This window comes from Varibaculum prostatecancerukia (assembly GCF_943169825.2).
GTDB lineage: Bacteria > Actinomycetota > Actinomycetes > Actinomycetales > Actinomycetaceae > Varibaculum > Varibaculum prostatecancerukia.
Genome location: NZ_OW968402.1, coordinates 1,213,225 through 1,234,598, shown reverse-complemented (window position 1 = coordinate 1,234,598; position 21,374 = coordinate 1,213,225). Strand labels below are relative to the sequence as shown.

The window sequence follows — 21,374 nt, the reverse complement described above, 5'->3', positions numbered from 1 at the left end:
CCTAGGTAGAATAGCCAGGTAATAACTTAATCCGTAACTAGGAGGATCGAAAGTGGCAGCAGAGGCAGCAGGGCTAATCAACGTCCAGATTGCAGGGGAAACTAAAGAGGTAGCTGCCACTTGCACCGGCCTGGATTTGTGGGGCAAAGACCGCAGCGTGGTAGCGATGCGGGTTGCGGGCGAGCCCTGGGACCTGGCGCGTACCTTGCCCGAGGGGGCACAGGTAGAACCGATTACCGCTGATAGCGAGGCCGGACTAGAAATTATTCGCCACTCGGCTACCCACGTCCTCGCCCAAGCTGTGCAACAGGTTTACCCGGATGCCAACCTGGGAGTAGGCCCTTACATCACTGACGGGTTCTATTACGATTTCGGCAATATCGATCCGGTGACTCCCGAGTTCTTAAAAGACCTAGAAAAACGGATGAAGAAAATCGTTAAAAGTGGGCAGCGTTTTGTGCGTCGGGAAGTAAGCGACGAGGAGGCCCGCCAGGAACTCGCTGATCAGCCCTACAAGTTGGAACTGATCGAGTCCAAAGGTCATGGGCCTGATCAAGCCGAAGGTGCCAGCGTAGAAGTAGGCGCCGGCGGACTAACCATTTATGACAATGTTGAGCGTTCCGGCGAGTGCGCCTGGAAGGATCTCTGCCGCGGCCCGCACGTACCCAACACCCGCTATATTGGCAACGGTTTCGCCCTGACCAAATCTTCCGCCGCCTATTGGAAAGGTGATCAAGCAAATGATCACCTGCAGCGCATCTATGGCACCGCTTGGGCCAGCAAAGATGATCTAGTTGCCTACCAAACCCGTATTCGCGAGGCTGAGCGGCGCGACCACCGCAAACTGGGACGCGAACTGGATCTGTTCTCTTTCCCCGACGAGATTGGCTCCGGTCTGCCGGTATTCCACCCCAAAGGGGCGATTATCCGCAACGAAATGGAAGAATACTCCCGCAAACGGCATATCGAATCCGGGTATTCCTTTGTTTACAGTCCCCACATCACCAAGGCGGATCTGTTCAAAACCTCTGGCCACCTGGATTGGTATGCAGATGGCATGTATCCGCCCATGCACTTGGACGAAGAGCATGACAGGGAAGGCAATATCACCAAGCAGGGGCAAGATTACTATCTGAAGCCTATGAACTGCCCCATGCATAACCTGATTTTTGCTTCCAAGGGGCGTTCTTACCGGGAATTGCCGCTGCGGCTTTTCGAGTTCGGCACCGTTTATCGCTACGAAAAATCCGGGGTGGTGCACGGACTAACTCGCGCTCGCGGATTCACTCAAGATGATTCCCACATTTACTGCACCCGCGAACAGATGCGCGATGAGCTTGCCAGCCTGCTAACTTTCGTCCTGGATCTGTTAAAAGATTTTGGGCTAGAGGATTTTTATCTGGAGCTGTCCACCAAGAATCCCGACAAGTTCGTAGGTGACGATGACACTTGGGAAGAAGCTACCCGCACCTTGGAAGAGGTAGCGACTGCTTCCGGACTGAAACTAGTCCCGGATCCGGGCGGGGCCGCTTTCTACGGGCCAAAAATCTCGGTACAGGCCAAAGACGCCATTGGGCGCACCTGGCAAATGTCCACTATCCAGCTGGACTTCAACCTGCCGGAACGTTTCGACCTTACCTACACTGCTGCCGATGGTTCCCATCAGCGTCCGGTGATGATTCACCGCGCCCTGTTTGGCTCGATAGAACGCTTCTTTGGGGTACTCCTGGAACACTATGCGGGCGCTTTCCCCGCCTGGCTGGCACCTGTCCAGGTGCGCTGCGTACCGGTAGCCGAGGCCTTCAACGACTACCTGTTCGAGGTAGCAGCCCAGCTACGCAAACAAGGAGTCCGGGTTGAGGTCGATACCTCCGATGATCGCTTTGGGAAGAAAATCCGTAACGCCTCCAAAGATAAGATTCCCTTTACCTTGATTGCCGGGGGCGAGGATGCCGAGGCGGGGGCGGTTTCCTTCCGTTACCGTGACGGCAGCCAAGAAAACGGGGTACCGATCGAGCAAGCAATCGCTAAGATCACTGCCGCAATCGCAGAACGGAAATAGCTTATGACCTCGCCGGATTCTAGCGCGCTGCCGACCGAAGATTCTCGCTGCTTCGGGGGAGTTCCCGACGCCTTCCAGCGTCTATGGACTCCACATCGCCAGGTTTATATCTCGGGTGAGGCACGTCCGGCCACCAAGAAAAGTGAAGACTGTCCGTTTTGTGCCGCTCCCCATCGCAGCGACGAGGACGCCCTGATTGTTTACCGGGGAGAAAAAGTCTTCGCCCTCATGAACCTCTTCCCTTATAACTCCGGGCATATGTTGATCTGTCCCTACCGGCATGTATCCGAATACATTGACCTGGACGAGGACGAGCGCGCCGAATTCGGGGAAGTAACCGCGCAAGCGATTAGAACCTTGCAAAAGGTGGCAAACCCTGCGGGTTTCAACCTGGGAATGAATCAAGGGGAGGTCGCAGGAGCAGGCATCGCCGGCCACCTGCATCAACATATTGTTCCGCGCTGGGGAGGAGACGCCAATTTCTTCCCCCTGATTGCTCACACCAAAGCAGTACCCCAGCTTTTGGGGGATGCACGCGAACAGATAGCTAACGGCTGGCAAGGATAAATCATGCTAGGTAACCATGGGCGGGGTCTAGCCCGCGCAATTTTCACCGTCCCCGCCAAGCTGCTGGCCAAAGCGGGGGTCACCCCCAATATGGTCACTATTGCCGGAACCATAATCAATATGGCGCTGGCTATCGGGCTGCTAGCACACGGCTATTTAGCGCTAGGAGGAATCCTGATCGGGATAACCGCTTTCGCGGATTCCATAGATGGGGTTTTGGCGCGTCTTACCAATCAGACCAGCGACTTTGGAGCCTTCCTAGATTCCTCTCTGGACCGCCTTGCTGATGGAGCGATTTTTGGCTCCCTGCTGTACTGGGCGATTAGCGGGATGGCTTCGGGGAGCATCCGCACCTTCACCATTATTGCCGCTATTTGCGCCCTAGTCGGGGCAGCGGCAGTTCCCTATGTGCGTGCTCGCGGTGAAGCCTTAGGGGTGGTTGCCAAAGTGGGGATTGGGGAGCGCACCGATCGCCTAGTAGTCGCCCTAGTAGGGGCAGGCATAACCGATTTGGGAGCGCCGGAGATCTGTTTTCCGATTGCGCTTTCCTGGGTAGCTTTCGCAAGTTTCGTGACCGTGGTACAAAGAATCCTTTACGTCAGAAAGCACCTGAAATAAGTGAAAACTGAGCTATTTTCTAGCGCTCAGCTGGCGCGAACTGGTTTAAAACTACTCTCGTATCTGCCGCTAGGCGGGGCTCAGGGAATCGGAAGCCTGATTGGGGAAGTGCTTTACCGGATAGATACTTCCGGCGCGAGACAGTATCGGAAGAATCTGCGACATTTAGGAATCCCGGAAAATAGCATTGAAAAAACAGTACGGCAGGGGCTTAAAGGCTATATGCGGCTATTTTCCGAAACCGCCTTGTTAGGGAGGCTTTCCAGCTCCCAAATTCTTGCCCGCGTGCGGATTGAGGGTGACCGGGAAGTTTTCTTAGACGACTGTGCGCGCGGGAACGTGTGTTTAGCGCTTACCCATTCTGGCAACTGGGATCTCGCGGGCTACTTTGCTAGTAAAGAAGTAAGACCGGTACTGACTGTGGCTGAAAAAGTAAAACCGGAAGCCCTATTCCAGGCATTTACCCAGGTACGGCAGCAGGCGAATATGCGGATAATTGCGGCCAACAAGGGCGAAAAACCTTTTGCAAACTTAGTGGCGGCTGCGGAAGAAGGAAAGTATCTGATACCGCTGCTCGCTGACCGAGATATTACCGGCAACGGGGTGGAAGTGACTTTGGGGAAATCAAAAGCCCTGTTAGCAGCAGGTCCGGCTGCCCTTGCGCAAAAAATTAATGCTCCCCTTTATTGCGGGCATATCTCCTTAGAACAGCTCGCGCACTCACGACGCCGGGCTGCACGCTCGCGTTGGGGAATAGTGATTAACCTTGCCGGACCGATAAAGCCCGATAAGGTAGAAACTATGACTCGGGATTGGGCGGAAAAAGTCGGGGAGATGATTGTGGATTCCCCCGAATCTTGGTTCATGCTGCAAAAATTATTTGTCGCTGATTTAGATCCAGTTCGCCTTGAGCGGGCGCGGCAGCGCAGCCGGAAGGAGGCGCAGCAGTGAAAATCGGGATCGTCTGCCCCTACGCCTATGATGTGCCGGGGGGAGTACAGTTTCATGTACGTGACCAGGCAGAAGAGCTGCGGCGGCGCGGTCATGAAGTTTCCGTATTTGCCCCGGTAGAAACGGAATATAGCGAGGATGGGTTTGTAAACGCGGGGAAAACTTTTGCAATCCCCTATAACGGTTCCGTTGCGCGCCTGGCATTTGGGCCGCGGGTGGCGGCGCGCACGCGCCAATGGGTTACTACCAGTGATTTTGATATTCTGCATGTTCACGAGCCGGCCACGCCCTCGGTGTCTCTAATTGCCCTACAGCATGCGCGCTGTCCGGTGGTGGGTACTTTTCATGCTGCCATCGAGAAATCCTTGCTCTACACCTTGGGCAAACCGGTGGTGCAGTCGGTTAAAGAAAAACTCAGTGCGCAAATCGCAGTCTCTGAGGAAGCGCGGAGAACTCTGCAGCGCTATCAAGGTGGGGACGCTACCGTGATCCCGAACGGGGTAGACTATCAGGCTTTTGCGCAGGCAAGTCCCACTCCAAAGTGGCAACAAAGCGAAGAATCGCCAGTGTTCTGTTTCTTGGGGCGCCTAGACGAACCTCGCAAAGGATTATCAATCCTGGTAGAAGCGATTCCGCTAGTTTTGGCGTCCTATCCCCAGGCGCGGTTTTTAATTGCGGGACCGGGAAACGCCAGCCGTGCCCGCGCTACTTTAGCGCCCTATGGAAACAGCGTTGAGTTCTTGGGAGCGCTTAGCGAAGAAGAAAAAATCGCGCTGTTTAGCTCGGCGACTGCCTATATCGCGCCCCAAACCGGGGGAGAATCTTTCGGGATTGTACTGGTAGAGGCGATGGCATCTAACTGCCTGGTAGTCGCTTCCTCAATCCCTGCTTTCACAGCGGTACTAGAGGAGGGGCGCCTCGGTGAGATTTTTACTTCCGAGGACGCGGCCTCACTGGCTGAAAAGCTGCTGGCGGTTTGTGAAGATCGAGAAGCAGCTGCCCGCTTAGCAAAGCGAGGACACCAGGGAGCAAAACGTTACGACTGGTCGGTGGTCACTGACCAAGTATTAGCGGTCTATGAACGCTGCCGGAAGCAAACACCCGAAAACTAGCGATAATAGCGGTTATCTATTTTTGGTAATGCTAATAAGAGAAAATGCGTTTTCCCGGTTAGACTAGTATCAGCCCAGCAAAGGAGAAATAGGTGAGCCAGATGAACCCGGCATACTCGCCCGCCTCGCTTGCCCAACCTGGTCCTGCGGCTAACAATCAGCAACTACCGGAGCAGCTAGTACAAGATTACAGTTTCGATGCCCTCAGCCTGCCAGTAGATCCCTTGATTCCGCATCCGGCGATTTCACAGCGAGTATCTTCGCAGCCGCTGCTGGTAGATCCGGGAGCAGAAAAAACTAGTCGCCATTCCCGGATGCGCTCTTTTCCCTGGCTAGAAGTTCTTTGTTTAATCGCTGCCGGGGGCGGACTTAGCTATTTCGCGCTTTTTATCTCCGCTGAAGAGTCAGTTGCCACCACGATTGGGGCGGTGATGGCTGCCCTGTTACCGATGGCGATTGTAGTGATTGTGATGGTTTGGCTTGACCGCTGGGCGCCAAAACCGTGGTGGCTGCTGGTAGTGGCCTTCCTCTGGGGGGCAGGGATTGCTTCTGCCTGCGCCTTAGGACTAAATACGTTTTCAGGAAAAGCGCTGCAAGCAGTAGATTTCGGGCCTACTCCCTTCCAATCTTTTGGGGTTCTGGCCACCATCGTGGCACCCATAGTAGAGGAATCCCTAAAAGGCCTCGGGGTAGTAATCATTATGTTGACCAGGCGGCGCTCAGTGAAAAGCCCTCTAGACGGGGTAGTTATTGCCGGAATTCTGGCGGCTGGCTTCGCCTTTACTGAAAACGTGCTCTACTTTGCGCGTTTTTACGATCAGCTCCCCGTGGTTTTCTTCATGCGCGCCATGCTCGGTCCCTTCGGTCATACCGTCTACACCTCGATCTTTGGCTTAGCCTTGGGGATGGCTCTTACCCGGGTGGCTTCCCCCAAAATGCGCATTATTCTCCCGATTTCTGGACTGGCTTCCGCCATCTGTTTGCATGCCGCCTGGAATGGTCTCGCCACCTATTCTGCTTTGCTTTTCCTGGTTTCCTACCTGTTCTTCTGGGGACCGATGTTTATCACCTGGCTAGCTATTAACCTGGTGGTTTCGGTGCGGCAACGCAATGCGATCGAAAACGGTCTTCAAGCCTATATCGCTGCTGGGTGGATTGATGTGCGAGAAGCACAAATGCTTTGTTCGCTGTCTGGACGGCGGCGTGCCCGCAAATCCGCTCGCACTATTTCTCCCGCTGCCCGCCGGGCTCTCTCGGTTTTCCAACAAGCCTGCACCGTTCTGGCTTTAAACTATGTTTCCAGTTCCCATCGTGGCCTCTCGGCAAGTGTAGAAAAAGAAAACCAGGAGACGGTCAAGAAGTTATTGCAGGCTCGAGCGGACTTTGCTCGTGCTAGCGCCCCCGTAGGTGCCTATCGAATGGGGCGATCCTAGGGTGAGCTCCGGTTTTCAGGTGCCGCGTCCGCTCCCGAATCCTTTTCCGCCTAACGGAGAAAATCCGCTCGCTCCCGACTGGCCGGTCGATCAGGATGGCTACCCGGGTCGCCACGCTGCCCGGATAGTGGCGTTTGATTCTCGAGGGCGCATCCTCTTAATCAGTGGACACGATTTTTCTGATCCCACCCATCGCTGGTGGTTTACCCCCGGAGGCGGGATTGAAGGCGGAGAAACCCGCGCGCAGGCGGCTCTGCGGGAATCTAAAGAAGAAACTGGAATCACCCTGAATCTTGGTCAGCTGCAAGGATCGGTGCTTTACCGGGAATCTTTGCTAAAGTTCCGCAAACTTTGGGCCATCCAGGCAGAACATTATTTCCTGGTGCATCTAAATGCAGATGCACCCCGGGCATTTACCGCCAAGTGGACGCCCTCGGAAAAGCAACTTTTAGAGGATATCCGCTGGGTTCCCCTTACAGAACTTGCGCGCTTAGGCGAGCGGGAAACTATCTATCCTAATTGCCTCCCGGAACTGGCTCAGCAGTGGGTTAGCGGTTGGGATGGCAACTGCCTCAGCGTCTACGATTAAGGCTATTTAGACGCTGAGGGCGCAAAGGCGCTAAAATCGGGCTTGTATTTTGATTTATCCGCGAGCGGAACTAAGGAGAGCGAATGTCGGGTCACTCAAAGTGGGCTACCACCAAGCATAAGAAAGCGGCAATCGACGCTAAGCGGGGTAAACTATTTGCCCGGTTGATTAAGAATATCGAGGTAGCAGCCCGTACCGGTGGCGGCGATCCCGCGGGAAATCCCACTCTATTTGACGCGATCCAGAAGGCGAAAAAGAACTCGGTACCCGCCGATAACATCAAACGGGCAGTTGCCCGCGGCTCCGGCGCCGAGGCAGGCGGCGCAGACTGGCAGACTATCTCCTACGAAGGCTACGGCCCGGGCGGAGTAGCGATGCTGGTAGAGTGCCTCACTGATAACAAAAACCGCGCTGCCGCCGATGTGCGCACTGCCTTTAGCAAGAACGGCGGCAACTTGGCTGATCCTGGCTCCGTTTCCTACCTATTTAACCGGATCGGCGCTATCGAGGTCGCTAAAGCCGAGGGCGTAGACGAAGACACCATTTTGATGGCGGTTCTGGACGCGGGAGCCGAAGAAGTCGAAGAAGGCGCAGAAAACTTCACCGTTATTTGCGATCCCACGAATCTGGTTGAGGTACGCAAAGCCCTACAAGAAGCCGGCATTGACTATGATTCGGCAGAATCCCAGTGGAAAGCTACCACCGAAGCAGAGCTAGATTTAGCTAAGTATCGCCAGGTAATGCGGCTAATTGATGCTTTAGAAGACAGTGATGACGTGCAGGACGTGTTCACTAATCTTTCGGTAAGCCACGAAGTACAAGAGCAATACGAAGCAGAGGAAGAATAGGCAATATCTTTGCGGATTATCGGAATTGACCCCGGTCTGACCCGCTGCGGAATTGGAATCATCGATATGGATTCCCAGCGGCGCGCCCAGCTGGTGCATGTCGAGGTTGCCCGGTCTCCGCAAAATATGGCCTCTCATTTTCGCCTAGATAAAATCCGTCGGCGAATAGCAGCGGCTATTGAAGAGCACCACCCGGAAGTCATGTCGATTGAACGGGTATTCGCCCAGGATAATGTGCAATCGGTTACCTCCACCATGTGGGTGATGGGGGTGGCCATGGCCGAGGCCGCCGCCCACAAGCTGCCGCTAGCTATCCACACTCCTTCGGAGGTTAAAGCCGCAGTCACCGGCTCCGGGGTTGCGAATAAAGCCCAAGTCCAGCACATGGTGCAACGAATTTTGCGGATGGAAAAAGTAGTGCGACCCGCCGATGCTGCCGATGCCTTAGCTATCGCGATTTGTCACGGTTGGCGGCGCGATGGTTTGCAAGGGGCGAGCCGAGATGGCACCGTGAACGTTTCTCTATCTGGCAAAATATCTTCGCGGGGGAATCTGACTGCTGCCCAAAAAATGTGGGCGCAGGCGCAGGCAACAACTCGACGCACCGGCGCGGTTGATCCCCGGCTTAGGCGAAATAAGGGCAAGTAAGATAGCGTCTATAACCAGTAGCCAGCTAGCGGAGATTCTATATGATTACGCATCTATCGGGAACCATCGAAGAAGTCAGACTAGACAAAGCCACGATCGACGTGGCGGGCGTGGGCTACACTTTTTTCGCTACCCCCGCTACATTGTCGACCCTAGAGGCCGGTAAGCAGGTGAAAGTATTAACCCACCTGGTAGTGCGGGAAGATGCCTGGTTACTTTTCGGGTTTGCCGGACGCGATGAACGCGATATTTTCTCTACCCTAATTACGGTTTCGGGAATCGGACCCAAACTAGCCTTAGCCGCCCTCGCGGTTTTTAGTCCCGATGAGCTGCGGGCAGCAGTTTCCCAAAGTGACCTGACAGCTCTTACCCAAATCCCGGGGGTAGGCAAGAAATCCGCGCAACGAATCCTGGTAGAAATCGGAGATAAACTAGGCGAACCTAGCGAGGCGGGAACACCTCCAACTGGCGGAATCGGTAGCGCCGGCAAGGAAGAAGTTTGCCATGCCCTCGAACAGTTAGGGTGGAGAACTCCGCTGGCCCAAAAGGCGGTTAACGAGGCCGCCGAAGCTAACCCGCAGGCAGGAGTTCCCGAACTTTTGCGCGGGGCCTTACAATTGTTAGGCAAGCATCACGCATAGGGGAGCGCAGTGGAAGAAACAAACGAGTGGGCGATTAGCTCTCCGGTAGGGCCGGGAGCGGATGAGGTTGAGCGGGCCGCCGAAGCCGCGCTGCGTCCTAAAGACCTGGATTCTTTCGTAGGGCAAGAAAAGATTCGCCGCCAGTTGGATCTGGTGTTAAAAGCGGCGATTGGACGCGGCACCACCCCTGATCACGTGCTTTTGGCGGGTCCTCCCGGACTGGGTAAAACCACCCTGGCGATGATTATCGCGCATGAAACTGGAACTTCGTTGCGGCTGACTTCCGGGCCGGCGATTCAACACGCCGGAGATCTAGCGGCGATTCTTTCTGCCCTGCAAGAGGGCGACGTACTTTTTATCGATGAAATCCATCGTTTAGCGCGCACGGCGGAAGAGATGCTTTACCTGGCGATGGAGGATTTTCGCGTAGATGTGGTGGTGGGGAAAGGCCCGGGTGCGACCTCGATCCCGCTAACCTTACCGCCGTTTACAGTCGTGGGGGCAACTACCCGCTCCGGATTGCTACCGGCACCTTTGCGGGATCGTTTCGGTTTTACCGCTTATTTGGACTATTACAGTGCCGAAGAGTTGCGCCAGGTACTCACCCGTTCGGCGCGACTCATGGAGGCCGAACTGGATCCGCAGGCAGCCTCCGAAATGGCGGCCCGCTCCCGCGGAACCCCCCGGATCGCTAACCGTCTGCTCCGCCGGGTTATCGACTATGCCCAGGTACACGGGGACGGCACGCTTTCCTTGAAAGCTGCCAAAGCTGCCCTCGACCTGTTCGAGGTAGATCCTGCCGGCCTAGACCGACTGGATCGCTCAGTTCTGCAGGCGCTATGTGAACGGTTTGCGGGCGGGCCGGTAGGGCTTACAACTTTGGCGGTATCCGTGGGGGAGGAACCCGAAACCGTAGAAACCGTCTCAGAGCCCTATCTGGTGCGTCAAGGCTTTATTGCCCGCACTCCCCGGGGGCGAATCGCTACCCCTAATGCCTTTGCTCATTTGGGGTTGACCCCGCCGCGGGCAGCTAGCGAAGCCGCTCTTTTCGACTTCGGCGACAGCGAATCAAGGGGCAACTGGTCACAAAACGGGTCAAAACCGGGCACGAAAGATGAAACAGACGTGCTTTAACGCTTAGAATCATTAAGGTTAAGAAATTTAGATTGGAAGGTTGACAATGGGTAGTGGGTTACTGCTAGCGGTTATCCTCACGTTTTTAGTGATGATGATCTTTTCTTCACGCAATGCTAAGAAGCGGCAAGCGGATCAGCGCGACAAACTGGCAAACGAAATGGTGCCGGGCGCCTGGGTAATGACCACCTCCGGTTTTTATGGACGCTACGTAGAAACCGATGGTGACGTAATCGTATTGGAAACTTCCGATGGCACCGAAACCCTGTGGACTACGCGGGCTGTCGTTAGCGTGGGTAACCCGCCCTTTGCTCCCGATACCGATTCCGCCACTGATGGCGCAGATACTGAAGGCGCTGGCGAGGAAAATAAACAGCCCGCAGAAAATCTAGAAGAAGAAGTCAAAGAGGACGAAACTCCCGCTGGTGAAGCAGAGGATTCTTCCTCCGAAGACAGCGATTCGGCTGAAAAGAACTAATCAGCGAAGACATAATCACCGTACTTAACGGAAAGAACAACATTGGCTAAGAAAAAATATCACGCTGGGCGCACACTGGCGTTTTTCCTGGTACTTGTGCTGGCCCTTGCGGGAACTTTACTGGTGGGGGTACTCACTAAGAAAGCGAATCCTACTCCCTCTCTGGCTTTGGATTTGGAGGGCGGCACCCAGCTGATCCTCACTCCGAAAGGCAACGTCGCATCCGGTGCAAAACGCGCGGTGACTGCGGAAGACATCACGCAGGCGATTGAGGTTATTCGCCAGCGTATCGATGCCTCGGGGGTATCTGAGGCCGAGATTACCTCTCAAGGTAACTCCAATATCCTAGTTGCTTTGCCGGGTAATCCCTCGAAAGAAACTTTGGATTTGGTACGCCAGTCTGCCGAGTTGTATTTCCGGGCAGTGCTGCGATCTGCCCCGGGAGTTCCCCAATCGGTGATAGCGCAGCAGGCAGAGCAACAAAAATCGGGAAAGAAGGAAGCCCCGAAGGCTAATATCGACCCGCAGGCTTTTGCCAAGCAGATGGCTGATATTAACGGTGACGGCAAGATTAGCGATCAGCCGCTCGGTCAGCCGAAAGATAATTCGGATGACGCTTGGATTACCGAAAAAGTCCTCGAAGAGTTCTATGCCAAAGACTGCCAACAAAAGAGTTCTCGAGAGGGCGGCTCCTCTGGAGATATTAAGAAACCGCTAGTAGCCTGCTCGAGCGAAGGACACGAAAAATATATCCTTTCGCCGGCCGAGGTATCAGGTGCCCGGATTTCTTCTGCAGAATCCGGGATGGGAACCGGAGCCTCCGGACAGTCCACTGGTCAATGGGTAGTTAATCTGGCCTTCGATAAGCAGGGGGCTTCTAAATTCGCGAATATTACCACCCGGATGATGAAGTTCCGCAACCAACCGGTTGCGGGAGAAAATGGCTTGCCACCGGGGCAAAATAACGACAAAAACCGGTTTGCGATCGTTCTGGATGGACTGGTGGTTTCAGCCCCGGGAGTAAACAACGCGATTACTAACGGTAAAGCTGAAATTTCTGGCTCCTTTACTCGTTCTTCTTCCACCGCTCTTGCTAACCAATTAAAGTTCGGTTCGCTGCCGCTTAACTTTGATGTGCAATCTGAACAGCAGGTTTCGGCGACTCTCGGTGCTGACCAGCTACGATATGGGGTTATTGCCGGTATTATCGGCTTGATCCTGGTGGTGTTCTACCTGATTTGGCAATACCGTGGTCTAGCCGTGGTGGCAGTGGGTTCCCTAGTAAGTGCTGGGGTAATACTGTATCTGGTATTGACCTTGCTTTCTTGGTCGATGGGTTACCGCCTGTCGCTAGCCGGGATTGCGGGCGTGATTGTCTCGATTGGTACCACAGCGGACTCTTTCATTATTTACTTTGAGAGGATTCGCGACGAGGTCCGTGATGGAAAATCCCTTTCTAGCGCGGTCAGCGTCGGTTGGGATCGTGCAAAACGCACTATTGTTACCTCCGACTTGGTAAACGTGTTGGCTGCCTGCGTGCTCTACTTCCTGGCGGTCGGCGGGGTGCAAGGCTTCGCCTTCACCTTGGGTGTCACCACTTTGATTGACTTGGCGCTAATCTTCATCTTCACCCACCCGATGATGGTGTGGCTGTTGCGCTTTAAGTTCTTCGGTGAAGGCCATAAGCTTTCCGGTTTGGATCCAGAGCATTTGGGAGCCCAGCGCGGAACCTACCGCTATGTAGGTGCGGGCAAGGTTCGTAAGATTCGCTCGGTCTATAAACCTAATCCCCAGGAAACCGCGGAAAAAGCAGGGGATAGCAAAGACACCGCAACACCAGATTCCAGTGGGGATGATGCTGCTTCGGAAGCGCTGGCGTCAGCATCCGGGACTGACCAGGAGGAAAACAAGTGAGTTTCGCAAGTTGGGGTAACGCCCTTTATTCTGGTCGCAAATCCTACAAGTTCATTGATAACCGCAAGTACCTACTGCTGGCTGGGGTAGCGTTAATGCTGATCTCAGTGATTGCAATGTCGGTGCTGGGATTGGAACGCTCTATCGACTTTAAGGGCGGGACAGAGTTCACGATTTCTTCCGTCAGCGGACGGGATCAAGCTCCGGCGCGAAAAGTAGTAAATGCCAATCCCAAACTGAAGGGATCTTCGGTTAACTCGGTAGGCGCCTCCTCAGTGCGCGTACAATCGGTTTCCCTAAATACCACTGATAAACGCCAGGTAGTCACCGATTTGGCGAAAGCCTATAAGCTACCCGAGGCTAAAGTGGCGGCGACTACTATCGGTCCGTCTTGGGGGGCAGACGTTACCTTCAAGGCCCTGCAGTCACTGGTGATTTTCTTCGTCCTAGTGGCGCTAATGCTTTGGGCATACTTTAAAACCTGGACGATGGCATTCTCGGCGCTGTTCGCGCTCTGTCATGACGTGCTGATTACCGGCCTAGTTTTGGCGCTGACCCGGGTAGAGATTTCCCCGGCCACCATCATCGGCGTGCTCACCATTTTGGGTTACTCCCTCTATGACACGGTGGTGGTCTTCGATAAGGTGCGGGAACTGTCGGTTGATTTCGAGCAGCAAACCCGCTCCACCTATGGCGAGATTGTCAACCTGGCAATCAACCAAACCCTGGTGCGCTCGATCAACACCTCAGTGGTGGCGCTATTGCCGGTTACCTCGATTCTGTTGATTTCTTGGATTACTCTCGGGGGCGGCACCCTGCGCGATATTTCGCTTGCCCTATTTGTGGGGATGATCGCCGGTACCCTGTCCTCGATTCTGATTGCACCCTCTATGCTGATGGTGTTGCGTACTCGCAGCGAAAAGATTTCCAGCCACACCCAAAAGGTACTGGATCGGCGTGCGGGAGGCAGCGATCAGGAAGATGGCAAGGCTCCGGAGCTTTCCCGGGTGGCGCAACCTCTAAAGTCTGGTCATCACCAGGGCCAACAGGCACAACCTAAACGCACCCCCAGGAGTAAGCGATGATTAATCCGAAACTCGCCCCTTTAGGGAAAATTATTCGCGATAATCTGCGTGACGTACCGGATTTTCCGCAAACGGGGGTACTCTTCCGCGATATTTCCCCGCTGCTGGCAAACGGAGAAGCATTTTCCCAGTTGGTGAAAGGACTAGCTGACTTTTATCGGGGTCGGGTTGATTTGGTTGCCGGACTGGAGTCTCGTGGTTTCTTGATTGCGGCTCCGGTAGCGGTAGAACTGGGGCTGGGAACTTTGATGATCCGCAAAGCGGGGAAGCTGCCTGGTCCAGTAATCGGGATTGACTACGGCCTCGAATACGGTAAATCCCGGATGGAATTACAGCCGGATTCTATTGCCGAGGGCGCGCGAGTCTTGGTACTCGATGACGTGCTGGCCACTGGAGGCACCGTAAATGCTTCGGCGGCGCTAATTAAACGCGCGGGGGCAATCGTAGAATCCGTGTGCGTGTTGATGGAGCTGGAAGAACTCGACGGCCGCGCCCATATTGGCGACCTTGAATGTGAAGCCCTCACTTTGATTTAGCCTATTTACGCAGCTCTTTCCGTTCCTTTGGTGGTTTCTAACTGGAAACTTGGGGAAATGACTGGTGAGTCACTAAACTAGATGCATGACTTCTATCACTCCCGATGAGGGCGCCAATGCGGTTCCGTCCTCGCGGGTGCGTGCGTCTTTAGCCTGGTTAACAGGGCGTTCTAAGAGCATTGATCCCCATATTCAAGCCCTGGTACGGGCGCTGAGAGCCAATCACCCTAAAGCTGATATTTCCCTGATTGAACGCGCCTATCAGACGGCTTCGCGTTGCCACGAAGGCCAATTCCGTAAATCGGGCGAGCCCTATATTACCCATCCGGTAGCAGTCGCCACTATCCTGGCCGAAATCGGGATGACCAGCACTACTTTGGCGGCGGCGCTGCTCCATGACACGGTTGAGGACACTGACTATACTCTCGAGCAGCTGACAGCAGATTTTGGGGAAGAAATCGCCCTGCTGGTCGATGGGGTAACTAAACTCGACAAAGTCACCTACGGGCAGGCAGCACAATCCGAAACTGTGCGAAAAATGATTATCTCCATGTCCCGCGATATTCGGGTACTGGTGATTAAACTGGGAGACCGCCTCCATAATGCCCGTACCTGGAAATATGTATCCCCCAAGTCGGCACAAAATAAGGCGCGCGAAACCCTAGAAATTTTTGCGCCCCTGGCGCATCGCCTGGGGATGAACACCATTAAATGGGAACTAGAGGATCTAGCTTTTAAAACTCTTTACCCGGATCTCTATGAAGAAATCGATAACTTGGTGCATGAGCGTGCCCCGGAGCGCGAAAAATATCTGCGGGAAGTAATCGACAAGATCAAAGAAGATCTACGGGTAAATAAGATCGCGGGAGAAGTTACCGGGCGGCCGAAACATCACTATTCCATTTATCAAAAGATGATTGTGCGGGGGCGCGATTTCGACGATATCTATGACCTGGTTGGGGTAAGGGTACTGGTAGAAACAGTGCGAGACTGTTACGCCGTTTTGGGGGAAATGCATGCGCGTTGGAACCCGATTCCTGGGCGTTTCAAAGACTATATTGCGATGCCTAAGTTTAACCTTTATCAGTCGCTACACACTACGGTGGTGGGGCCAGGCGGAAAACCGGTAGAAATCCAGATTCGTACCTACGAAATGCATCGCCGCGCCGAATATGGTATCGCTGCTCACTGGCGGTACAAAGAAGACCCGAACGCGAAGTCTGCGGGTGAAAATAAAACGGCATTGGCAGATGGCGATGAAATGGGCTGGCTGCGCCAATTGGTGGATTGGCAAAAGGAAACCCAAGATCCCGGCGAATTCTTAGATTCGCTGCGCTACGAAATGTCCGGTTCCCGGGTATATGTGTTTACCCCTGCGGGAGAGGTTAAAGACTTGCCTGCCGGATCCACTCCAGTAGATTTTGCCTACTCGGTACATACCGAGGTGGGCAACCGGACTGTGGGGGCGAAAGTCGGCGGCAAACTGGTCCCCTTAGATACCAAACTGGAAAATGGGGACAGTGTAGAGGTACTGACTTCCCGGTCACCTAACTCGGGACCTTCTCGGGATTGGCTAAAGTTCGTGGCCAGCCCCCGGGCGCGCAACAAGATTAAAGCCTGGTTCTCGAAAGAACGACGCGAAGAAGCTATTGAGACCGGTCAAGATCTGATTTCTAGCTATTTGCGCAAACAGAATCTACCGCTCCAGCGCCTGATGAGTCATGACACTATGACGGCGTTAGCTTCCGGCATGGGTTATAGCGATATTTCCGCCCTCTACGCGGCCGTGGGTTCGCATCATGTTTCTCCCGCCAATGTAGTGGACAAACTAATGGAAAGCGCCGGGGGAGAAGACGGTGCCGAAGAAACCCTATCCGAAGCGGTACTTCCCGAACAGGTAGAGGCTCGCCCTCTTGGGGGGAACGAAGGTACCGGCATCCAGGTGGAGGGAATGAAACAAGGGGAAATCTGGACCAAGATTGCCCGCTGCTGCAACCCCCTCCCCGGAGATGAAATCGTCGGATTCGTTACCCGCGGACACGGGGTGTCAGTTCATCGTAAAGAATGTGCTAACGCCCAAAATTTGATGGCTCATCCCGAACGGGTAGTGCAGGTGTCTTGGGCTGATCATCCCACCGCTAAATTCCAGGTGGAGATTGAGATTCAGGCGCTAGATCGCGAAGGTTTGATTAACGACGTTACTAATGTGCTTTCTGATTACCGCGCCAATATCTTGGCGGCTTCGATGAATACCTCCTCGGATCGGGTCGCTAGTTCCCGCTACACTTTTGAGGTAGCAGATTCGCGTTATTTGCACACCATTTTGAGCGATATTCGCAAAGTTCCCGGGGTGTTCTCAGCTGAGCGCACTACCCGTACTTTACGAAAGTAACTGACTAGCCAGCTTGAGTAGGCGGGTACGGTTCCAGCTGTCACCTCCGGGAAGATCCGGGTGACGTTTACAAAAACGTAAGGCCGCTTGGGGACTAAGCAGCCGAACTTTTCCTAGACGCAAGAAGTCGGCCTGGTTTTCCCCGCTTTGCCCTGCAGAGAGGGGAATGGGTGGGCAGCTAGCTTCCCGATGGGTACCCAGGGTTTTAATGCCGCGCTTGGCTAAGCGGCGGCGAGAGGGGGCATCGAGGTGAACCCAAAAGCGGGAATCGGCGGCACGCAGGGGGCGGCGTGCGCTGGCGATATATAAGGTTTCGGGAGGAAGCCCCTGTCCTGCCCACACCCAGGCTGCGGAATGCCCGGTTAAGAAACATTCTTTTGGAAGTAGGGGAGCTAAGAAGAGGGCGCGTCCATAGATTGAAGATAGGGTTACTGGTTCCGCCAGGATCTCGGCGTTAGTTCCCCGCCAGCAGGCAAAACGATTCCCGCGGGTCAATGATGCCCGCGCCGAACCATGCAGGATCTGGTTTTCCAGCGCATCGACCAGTATTGCTTCCATGCTTTAAGCTTCCAGCCCCCAAGCGCTTAGCGGAAAGCCAGGAAAAGTCCGCAAGGAAAACTTGAAACTAGATTAACTGTGGAAAAGTTTTTATCCCTGGTATCTTGCCTGTGCAAAGAAAGGGTTGTGGGCTTTTTCCAATCCGAAGACCGTGGCCGGACCGTGCCCGGGCAATAGCACGGTATCGGGGTCAATCACGTTTTGTAGGGTGCGCAAGGTATGCAGCATTTGTTGGGAGTCTCCGCCGGGCAGATCGGTGCGTCCAACCGAGCCGAAAAAGATTACGTCCCCCGAGAGGGCAAGTTTTTGTGGCTTTTCGGGCTCTCTTTCTGATTCTGCTAGCCAGTTATCGTAAATTTTTTGTGCTTCCTCGCCTCCTTTGCCAGAAATCTCAGGAGTTTCAAAAAGGAATAGGGTGGAGCCTTCGGTGTGTCCGGGGGCTGGTACTGCTCGCATAAAAATTCCGGGAGCTAGTTCTACGCCTTCATTGGTGGCGGCACCCGGCAACACCTGCAGGTTTTCGGGCGCTTTCCAAGGCGGGAGTGATAGTTGATGCTCGATGCGTTCGCGAGGATCCAGTTGCTCCGGGTGGAAACGGTATTCATCCGGGGCCGGAATATAAACCGGAGCTTTACCGGCCACCGCATGAGCATCCCAAATATGATCGGCATGTCCGTGGGTACATAGCACCGCCGCCACCGTCGCCTCTAGACGAGATAGCTCCTGTTTGATCTGCTCTAAGGCTCCCTGTCCGGGGTCGACTATTAGCGCCTGGTTGCTGTCGGGAGCTAAAAGCAGATAGGGATTTTCCGAATAAAACGGGGCATAAAACTTTTCGATCCTCATAGGCTCATCTTAAAGGATGCGCGGCCTTGGTGCTTTAGTTGCTCTAGGGCATAATATGGTTTAGGAGCAATACGCTCCGCGCGCAAGCGGCTAAGCCTAGCCGTGAAAATAACTGATTTAAGGAAAAATTAGTGACTGAACAGCCCGATACCGCTCCGAAGCCCAGGCCCGTACCGACCCCGGGGAAGATTCATCTGCCCAGGGAAAATAAACCGGTAGTGCCCATAAAAACCCCTGACTTTTCTGCAGCGTTACCCTTTGGGCGCGTCGATGAAGAGGGGCGCGTCTGGGTTAAGGACGGAGAAGAAGAACGTCAGATTGGACAGTTCCCGGCGGAAGTACCTGAGAACCCGTTAAATATCTATGTGCGGCGCTACCTGGATTTAGCTGCTCAAATATCTTTATTCGCCGAACGGCTACCTAAACTTGCTGAACGCGAGATTGACCAGACTATGAAATCTTTACGTGAGCAGGTAGCACAGCCGGCAGCGGTAGGGGATCTGCCTGCTTTGCGGGAAAAAGTGGCGCGGCTGCAAGAAAAAGCCGATAAACGCAAGGAAGAGGCAGCAGCTCAGCGGGCAGAAGCCAAAGAAGAAGCGCGTAAAAACCGTGAAAAAGTAGTGGTGAGAGCCGAGGAAATCGCCGAGCAGGATTCTGCGCGCACCCAGTGGAAACAATCCGGGCAGGAACTGCGTGATTTACTGGACGAGTGGAAACGCCTCCAACACGCCGGTCCACGTATTGAACGCTCAATCGAAGACGAACTGTGGAAACGTTTCGCGGCGGCTCGCTCGGCTTTTGATAAAAAACGCCGGGTATTCTTTAACGAGCTAGATGTGGCCCAATCCCAGGCTAAAGCCGCTAAAGAAAAACTGATTATCGAGGCCGAGGCACTTTCTAACTCCACCAATTGGGGGGAAACCTCCCGGGCTTACCGTGATTTGATGCAGCGTTGGAAGGCCGCGGGCAGGGCTTCACGCCGCGAAGACGATGCCCTCTGGCAACGTTTCCACCGCGCACAGCAAAAGTTCTTTGATGCCCGCAACGCCCAAAACGAGGCGGTTAACGCCCTCGAAACTGAGAATCTTCAGAAAAAAGAAGCCATCTTGGTAAAGGCGGAAGCCCTTAAAGAAATCACCGATGTAGATGAGCTGAAGGCAAAGTTGCGTCCCCTGCAAGAAAAGTGGGATGAGATTGGGCATGTGCCGCGCGGCGATATTGACCGCGTGGAACGGCGGATGCGGGCGGTCGAAGATCACCTGCGCAGCCTGGAAGAAGAAGTTTGGCGCAAATCTAATCCTGAAACCAAGGCACGCGCCGAAGGGATGGCTGGGCAGCTTATATCGCTGATTGAGCAGATTAAGACGGAGATTGCTGACGCAGAATCTGCCGGGGATAGCAAAAAAGCTGCGGAACTAAAAGAGTCGCTAAAAGCCCGTGAGGCTTGGCTAAAACAGGTAGAGTCTTTTTAGGAGCTGTTAACGTCAACAAAGAGGTCTGTGATGAGCGAAACCGGACTAGCCCAAGCAATCAAGAAAATGGAGAACGCCGGGGTTAGCGCGGCAGCCATCTCGGTATTTTCGCACTACTACCAGGTTTTAGAGGGCGAACATAGCAGCTTTATCCCCGAGGAAACCATTTCCCCGCTGACCAGCGTGGATCGCTTGGAAGATAACCAGGTTAGCCCCCAGCAGGCACAGTCTGCTCTAGCTAAGACTGTGATGATTAAGCTCAATGGGGGACTGGGCACTTCCATGGGCATGGATAAGGCCAAGTCTTTGTTGCCGGTGCGTGCCGGGCTCACTTTCCTAGATATTATTTGCCAGCAAGTAATGGCAGCACGGAAAGAGTTCGGGGTTAGCTTGCCGCTGATTTTCATGGATTCTTTCCGTACCCAGGCAGACACTTTGGCGGCTTTGCAGAATCACCCGGGAATTGAAGTTTCCGGACTGCCTTTAGATTTCTTACAGAATCAGGAACCGAAACTGCGAGCCGATGATTTAACCCCGGTTTCTTGGGAAAAAGATCCCTCTTTAGAGTGGTGCCCGCCTGGACACGGCGACATCTACACTGCGCTTTATGGCTCCGGACTGTTAGATAAACTGATCGATGCCGGCTATCGCTATGCGATGACCTCTAACTCAGATAATTTGGGAGCCACCCCGAACGCAGAGATCGCGGGCTGGTTTGCGGCCAGTGGCGCCCCCTATGCCGCGGAGCTATGTATCCGCACGATCAATGACCGCAAGGGTGGTCATTTAGCTATCCGCAAAGCCGATGGACAACTGATTTTGCGTGACACTGCCCAGACTCCGCCGGAACAGATGGATTACTTTACCGATGAACATCGGCATCCGTTCTTCCACACTAATAACCTCTGGTTTGACCTGGTGAAACTGCGCGATACTTTGGTAGAGCGCAACGCGGTGTTGGGCTTGCCCTTAATCGCAAACCACAAAACAGTTGACCCCTCCGATTCCCAAAGCCCAGCGGTTATTCAAATGGAAACCGCGATGGGGGCAGCGATTGCATCCTTTAAGGGCGCTACCGCCATATTGGTGCCGCGCAGCCGTTTCCTGCCGGTGAAAACTACTAATGAACTGACTTTAGTGCGTTCAGACATTTATGAACTGGGCGATAACTACCATCTGCTTAAGGTCAATGACCAAGAAGTCGAAGTGGATTTGGATTCCCGCTACTTTAAGAAGATCGCTGATTTCGAGGCGCGTTTCCCGGCCGGGGTGCCCTCGCTGCGAGAAGCTAAGGCTTTTAAAGTTAGCGGCCCCTATACCTTCGGTAAGGACGTCAAAGTGCAGGGTCAAGTTAGCTTGGAAACTGCGGAAGAACAGCAGATAGCTGCGGGCACTAGCCTGGCCGGTTAACCAGTTAAGGCTTTAGCCGGTAGCTTCTGGAAATGCCGACCCGAAACCGCCGCAAGCAACCAAAACCGCTTAAATCCCAG

General features: G+C 54.1%; 20 protein-coding genes. 18 read left to right on the top strand and 2 right to left on the bottom strand.

What is annotated here, in order from left to right; translation table 11 throughout:
- Nucleotides 1-52: 52 nt before the first annotated feature.
- The 16 genes from thrS to KO216_RS05205 all read left to right on the top strand — a co-directional run bounded on the left by thrS (nt 53) and on the right by KO216_RS05205 (nt 17,008).
- A complete protein-coding gene (gene thrS / locus KO216_RS05280) occupies nt 53-2,062 on the top strand; it encodes a threonine--tRNA ligase (RefSeq protein WP_251451876.1) in 2,010 nt (669 codons plus the stop codon).
- Between the two features lie 3 nt (nt 2,063-2,065).
- The gene (locus tag KO216_RS05275) at nt 2,066-2,629 is read left to right on the top strand and encodes an HIT family protein (RefSeq protein ID WP_215523242.1); all 564 of its coding nucleotides are present in this window, start codon (nt 2,066-2,068) and stop codon (nt 2,627-2,629) included.
- Nucleotides 2,630-2,632: 3 nt separating this feature from the next.
- Entirely contained in the window at nt 2,633-3,247 is a 615-nt protein-coding gene (pgsA, locus tag KO216_RS05270) for a phosphatidylinositol phosphate synthase (RefSeq protein WP_215523241.1), read from the top strand.
- Complete coding sequence (locus tag KO216_RS05265) at nt 3,248-4,198, top strand: phosphatidylinositol mannoside acyltransferase (protein ID WP_215523240.1); 951 nt, start codon at nt 3,248-3,250, stop codon at nt 4,196-4,198.
- A complete protein-coding gene (locus KO216_RS05260) occupies nt 4,195-5,310 on the top strand; it encodes a glycosyltransferase family 4 protein (RefSeq protein WP_215523239.1) in 1,116 nt (371 codons plus the stop codon). Before KO216_RS05265 ends, KO216_RS05260 begins: the two co-directional genes overlap by 4 nt.
- 101 nt (nt 5,311-5,411) lie before the next feature.
- Complete coding sequence (locus tag KO216_RS05255) at nt 5,412-6,743, top strand: PrsW family intramembrane metalloprotease (RefSeq protein ID WP_251452077.1); 1,332 nt, start codon at nt 5,412-5,414, stop codon at nt 6,741-6,743.
- A gap of 1 nt (nt 6,744) precedes the next feature.
- Nucleotides 6,745-7,332 (top strand): NUDIX hydrolase, encoded by a 588-nt coding sequence (locus KO216_RS05250; RefSeq protein WP_251451873.1) that lies wholly within the window; start codon nt 6,745-6,747, stop codon nt 7,330-7,332.
- Between the two features lie 83 nt (nt 7,333-7,415).
- Nucleotides 7,416-8,180, top strand: coding sequence for a YebC/PmpR family DNA-binding transcriptional regulator (locus tag KO216_RS05245; protein WP_215523237.1), 765 nt, complete (start codon nt 7,416-7,418; stop codon nt 8,178-8,180).
- Nucleotides 8,181-8,189: 9 nt separating this feature from the next.
- Complete coding sequence (locus KO216_RS05240; RefSeq protein ID WP_215523236.1) at nt 8,190-8,828, top strand: crossover junction endodeoxyribonuclease RuvC; 639 nt, start codon at nt 8,190-8,192, stop codon at nt 8,826-8,828.
- Nucleotides 8,829-8,869: 41 nt separating this feature from the next.
- Nucleotides 8,870-9,469 carry a Holliday junction branch migration protein RuvA gene (ruvA, locus tag KO216_RS05235; RefSeq protein WP_215523235.1) on the top strand — a complete coding sequence of 200 codons (600 nt, stop codon included), beginning with the start codon at nt 8,870-8,872 and terminating at the stop codon, nt 9,467-9,469.
- A gap of 9 nt (nt 9,470-9,478) precedes the next feature.
- Complete coding sequence (gene ruvB / locus KO216_RS05230; RefSeq protein WP_215523234.1) at nt 9,479-10,603, top strand: Holliday junction branch migration DNA helicase RuvB; 1,125 nt, start codon at nt 9,479-9,481, stop codon at nt 10,601-10,603.
- Between the two features lie 46 nt (nt 10,604-10,649).
- Nucleotides 10,650-11,081: a preprotein translocase subunit YajC gene (locus tag KO216_RS05225; RefSeq protein WP_215523233.1), complete on the top strand. Its 432-nt coding sequence runs from the start codon at nt 10,650-10,652 to the stop codon at nt 11,079-11,081.
- Between the two features lie 42 nt (nt 11,082-11,123).
- Entirely contained in the window at nt 11,124-12,995 is a 1,872-nt protein-coding gene (gene secD / locus KO216_RS05220; protein ID WP_215523232.1) for a protein translocase subunit SecD, read from the top strand.
- Entirely contained in the window at nt 12,992-14,080 is a 1,089-nt protein-coding gene (secF, locus tag KO216_RS05215) for a protein translocase subunit SecF (RefSeq protein ID WP_215523231.1), read from the top strand. Before secD ends, secF begins: the two co-directional genes overlap by 4 nt.
- Nucleotides 14,077-14,616 (top strand): adenine phosphoribosyltransferase, encoded by a 540-nt coding sequence (locus KO216_RS05210; RefSeq protein WP_215523230.1) that lies wholly within the window; start codon nt 14,077-14,079, stop codon nt 14,614-14,616. The genes secF and KO216_RS05210 overlap by 4 nt, the downstream gene beginning before the upstream one ends.
- Before the next feature lie 85 nt (nt 14,617-14,701).
- Nucleotides 14,702-17,008, top strand: coding sequence for a RelA/SpoT family protein (locus KO216_RS05205; RefSeq protein ID WP_215523229.1), 2,307 nt, complete (start codon nt 14,702-14,704; stop codon nt 17,006-17,008).
- Here the strand turns inward: KO216_RS05205 and KO216_RS05200 are convergent.
- On the bottom strand, nt 16,997-17,566 hold the full coding sequence (locus tag KO216_RS05200) for a hypothetical protein (protein ID WP_215523228.1): 570 nt from the start codon (nt 17,564-17,566) through the stop codon (nt 16,997-16,999). The two genes, KO216_RS05205 and KO216_RS05200, sit on opposite strands and share 12 nt — an antisense overlap.
- Nucleotides 17,567-17,656: 90 nt before the next feature.
- Nucleotides 17,657-18,412: an MBL fold metallo-hydrolase gene (locus KO216_RS05195; RefSeq protein ID WP_215523227.1), complete on the bottom strand. Its 756-nt coding sequence runs from the start codon at nt 18,410-18,412 to the stop codon at nt 17,657-17,659.
- Between the two features lie 131 nt (nt 18,413-18,543).
- Here KO216_RS05195 and KO216_RS05190 point away from each other — a divergent pair, with 131 nt between their 5' ends.
- Both KO216_RS05190 and KO216_RS05185 read left to right on the top strand, forming a co-directional pair.
- Nucleotides 18,544-19,884 (top strand): DUF349 domain-containing protein, encoded by a 1,341-nt coding sequence (locus KO216_RS05190; protein WP_215523226.1) that lies wholly within the window; start codon nt 18,544-18,546, stop codon nt 19,882-19,884.
- A gap of 30 nt (nt 19,885-19,914) precedes the next feature.
- Entirely contained in the window at nt 19,915-21,294 is a 1,380-nt protein-coding gene (locus tag KO216_RS05185) for a UTP--glucose-1-phosphate uridylyltransferase (protein WP_215523225.1), read from the top strand.
- The last annotated feature ends 80 nt before the right edge of the window (nt 21,295-21,374 follow it).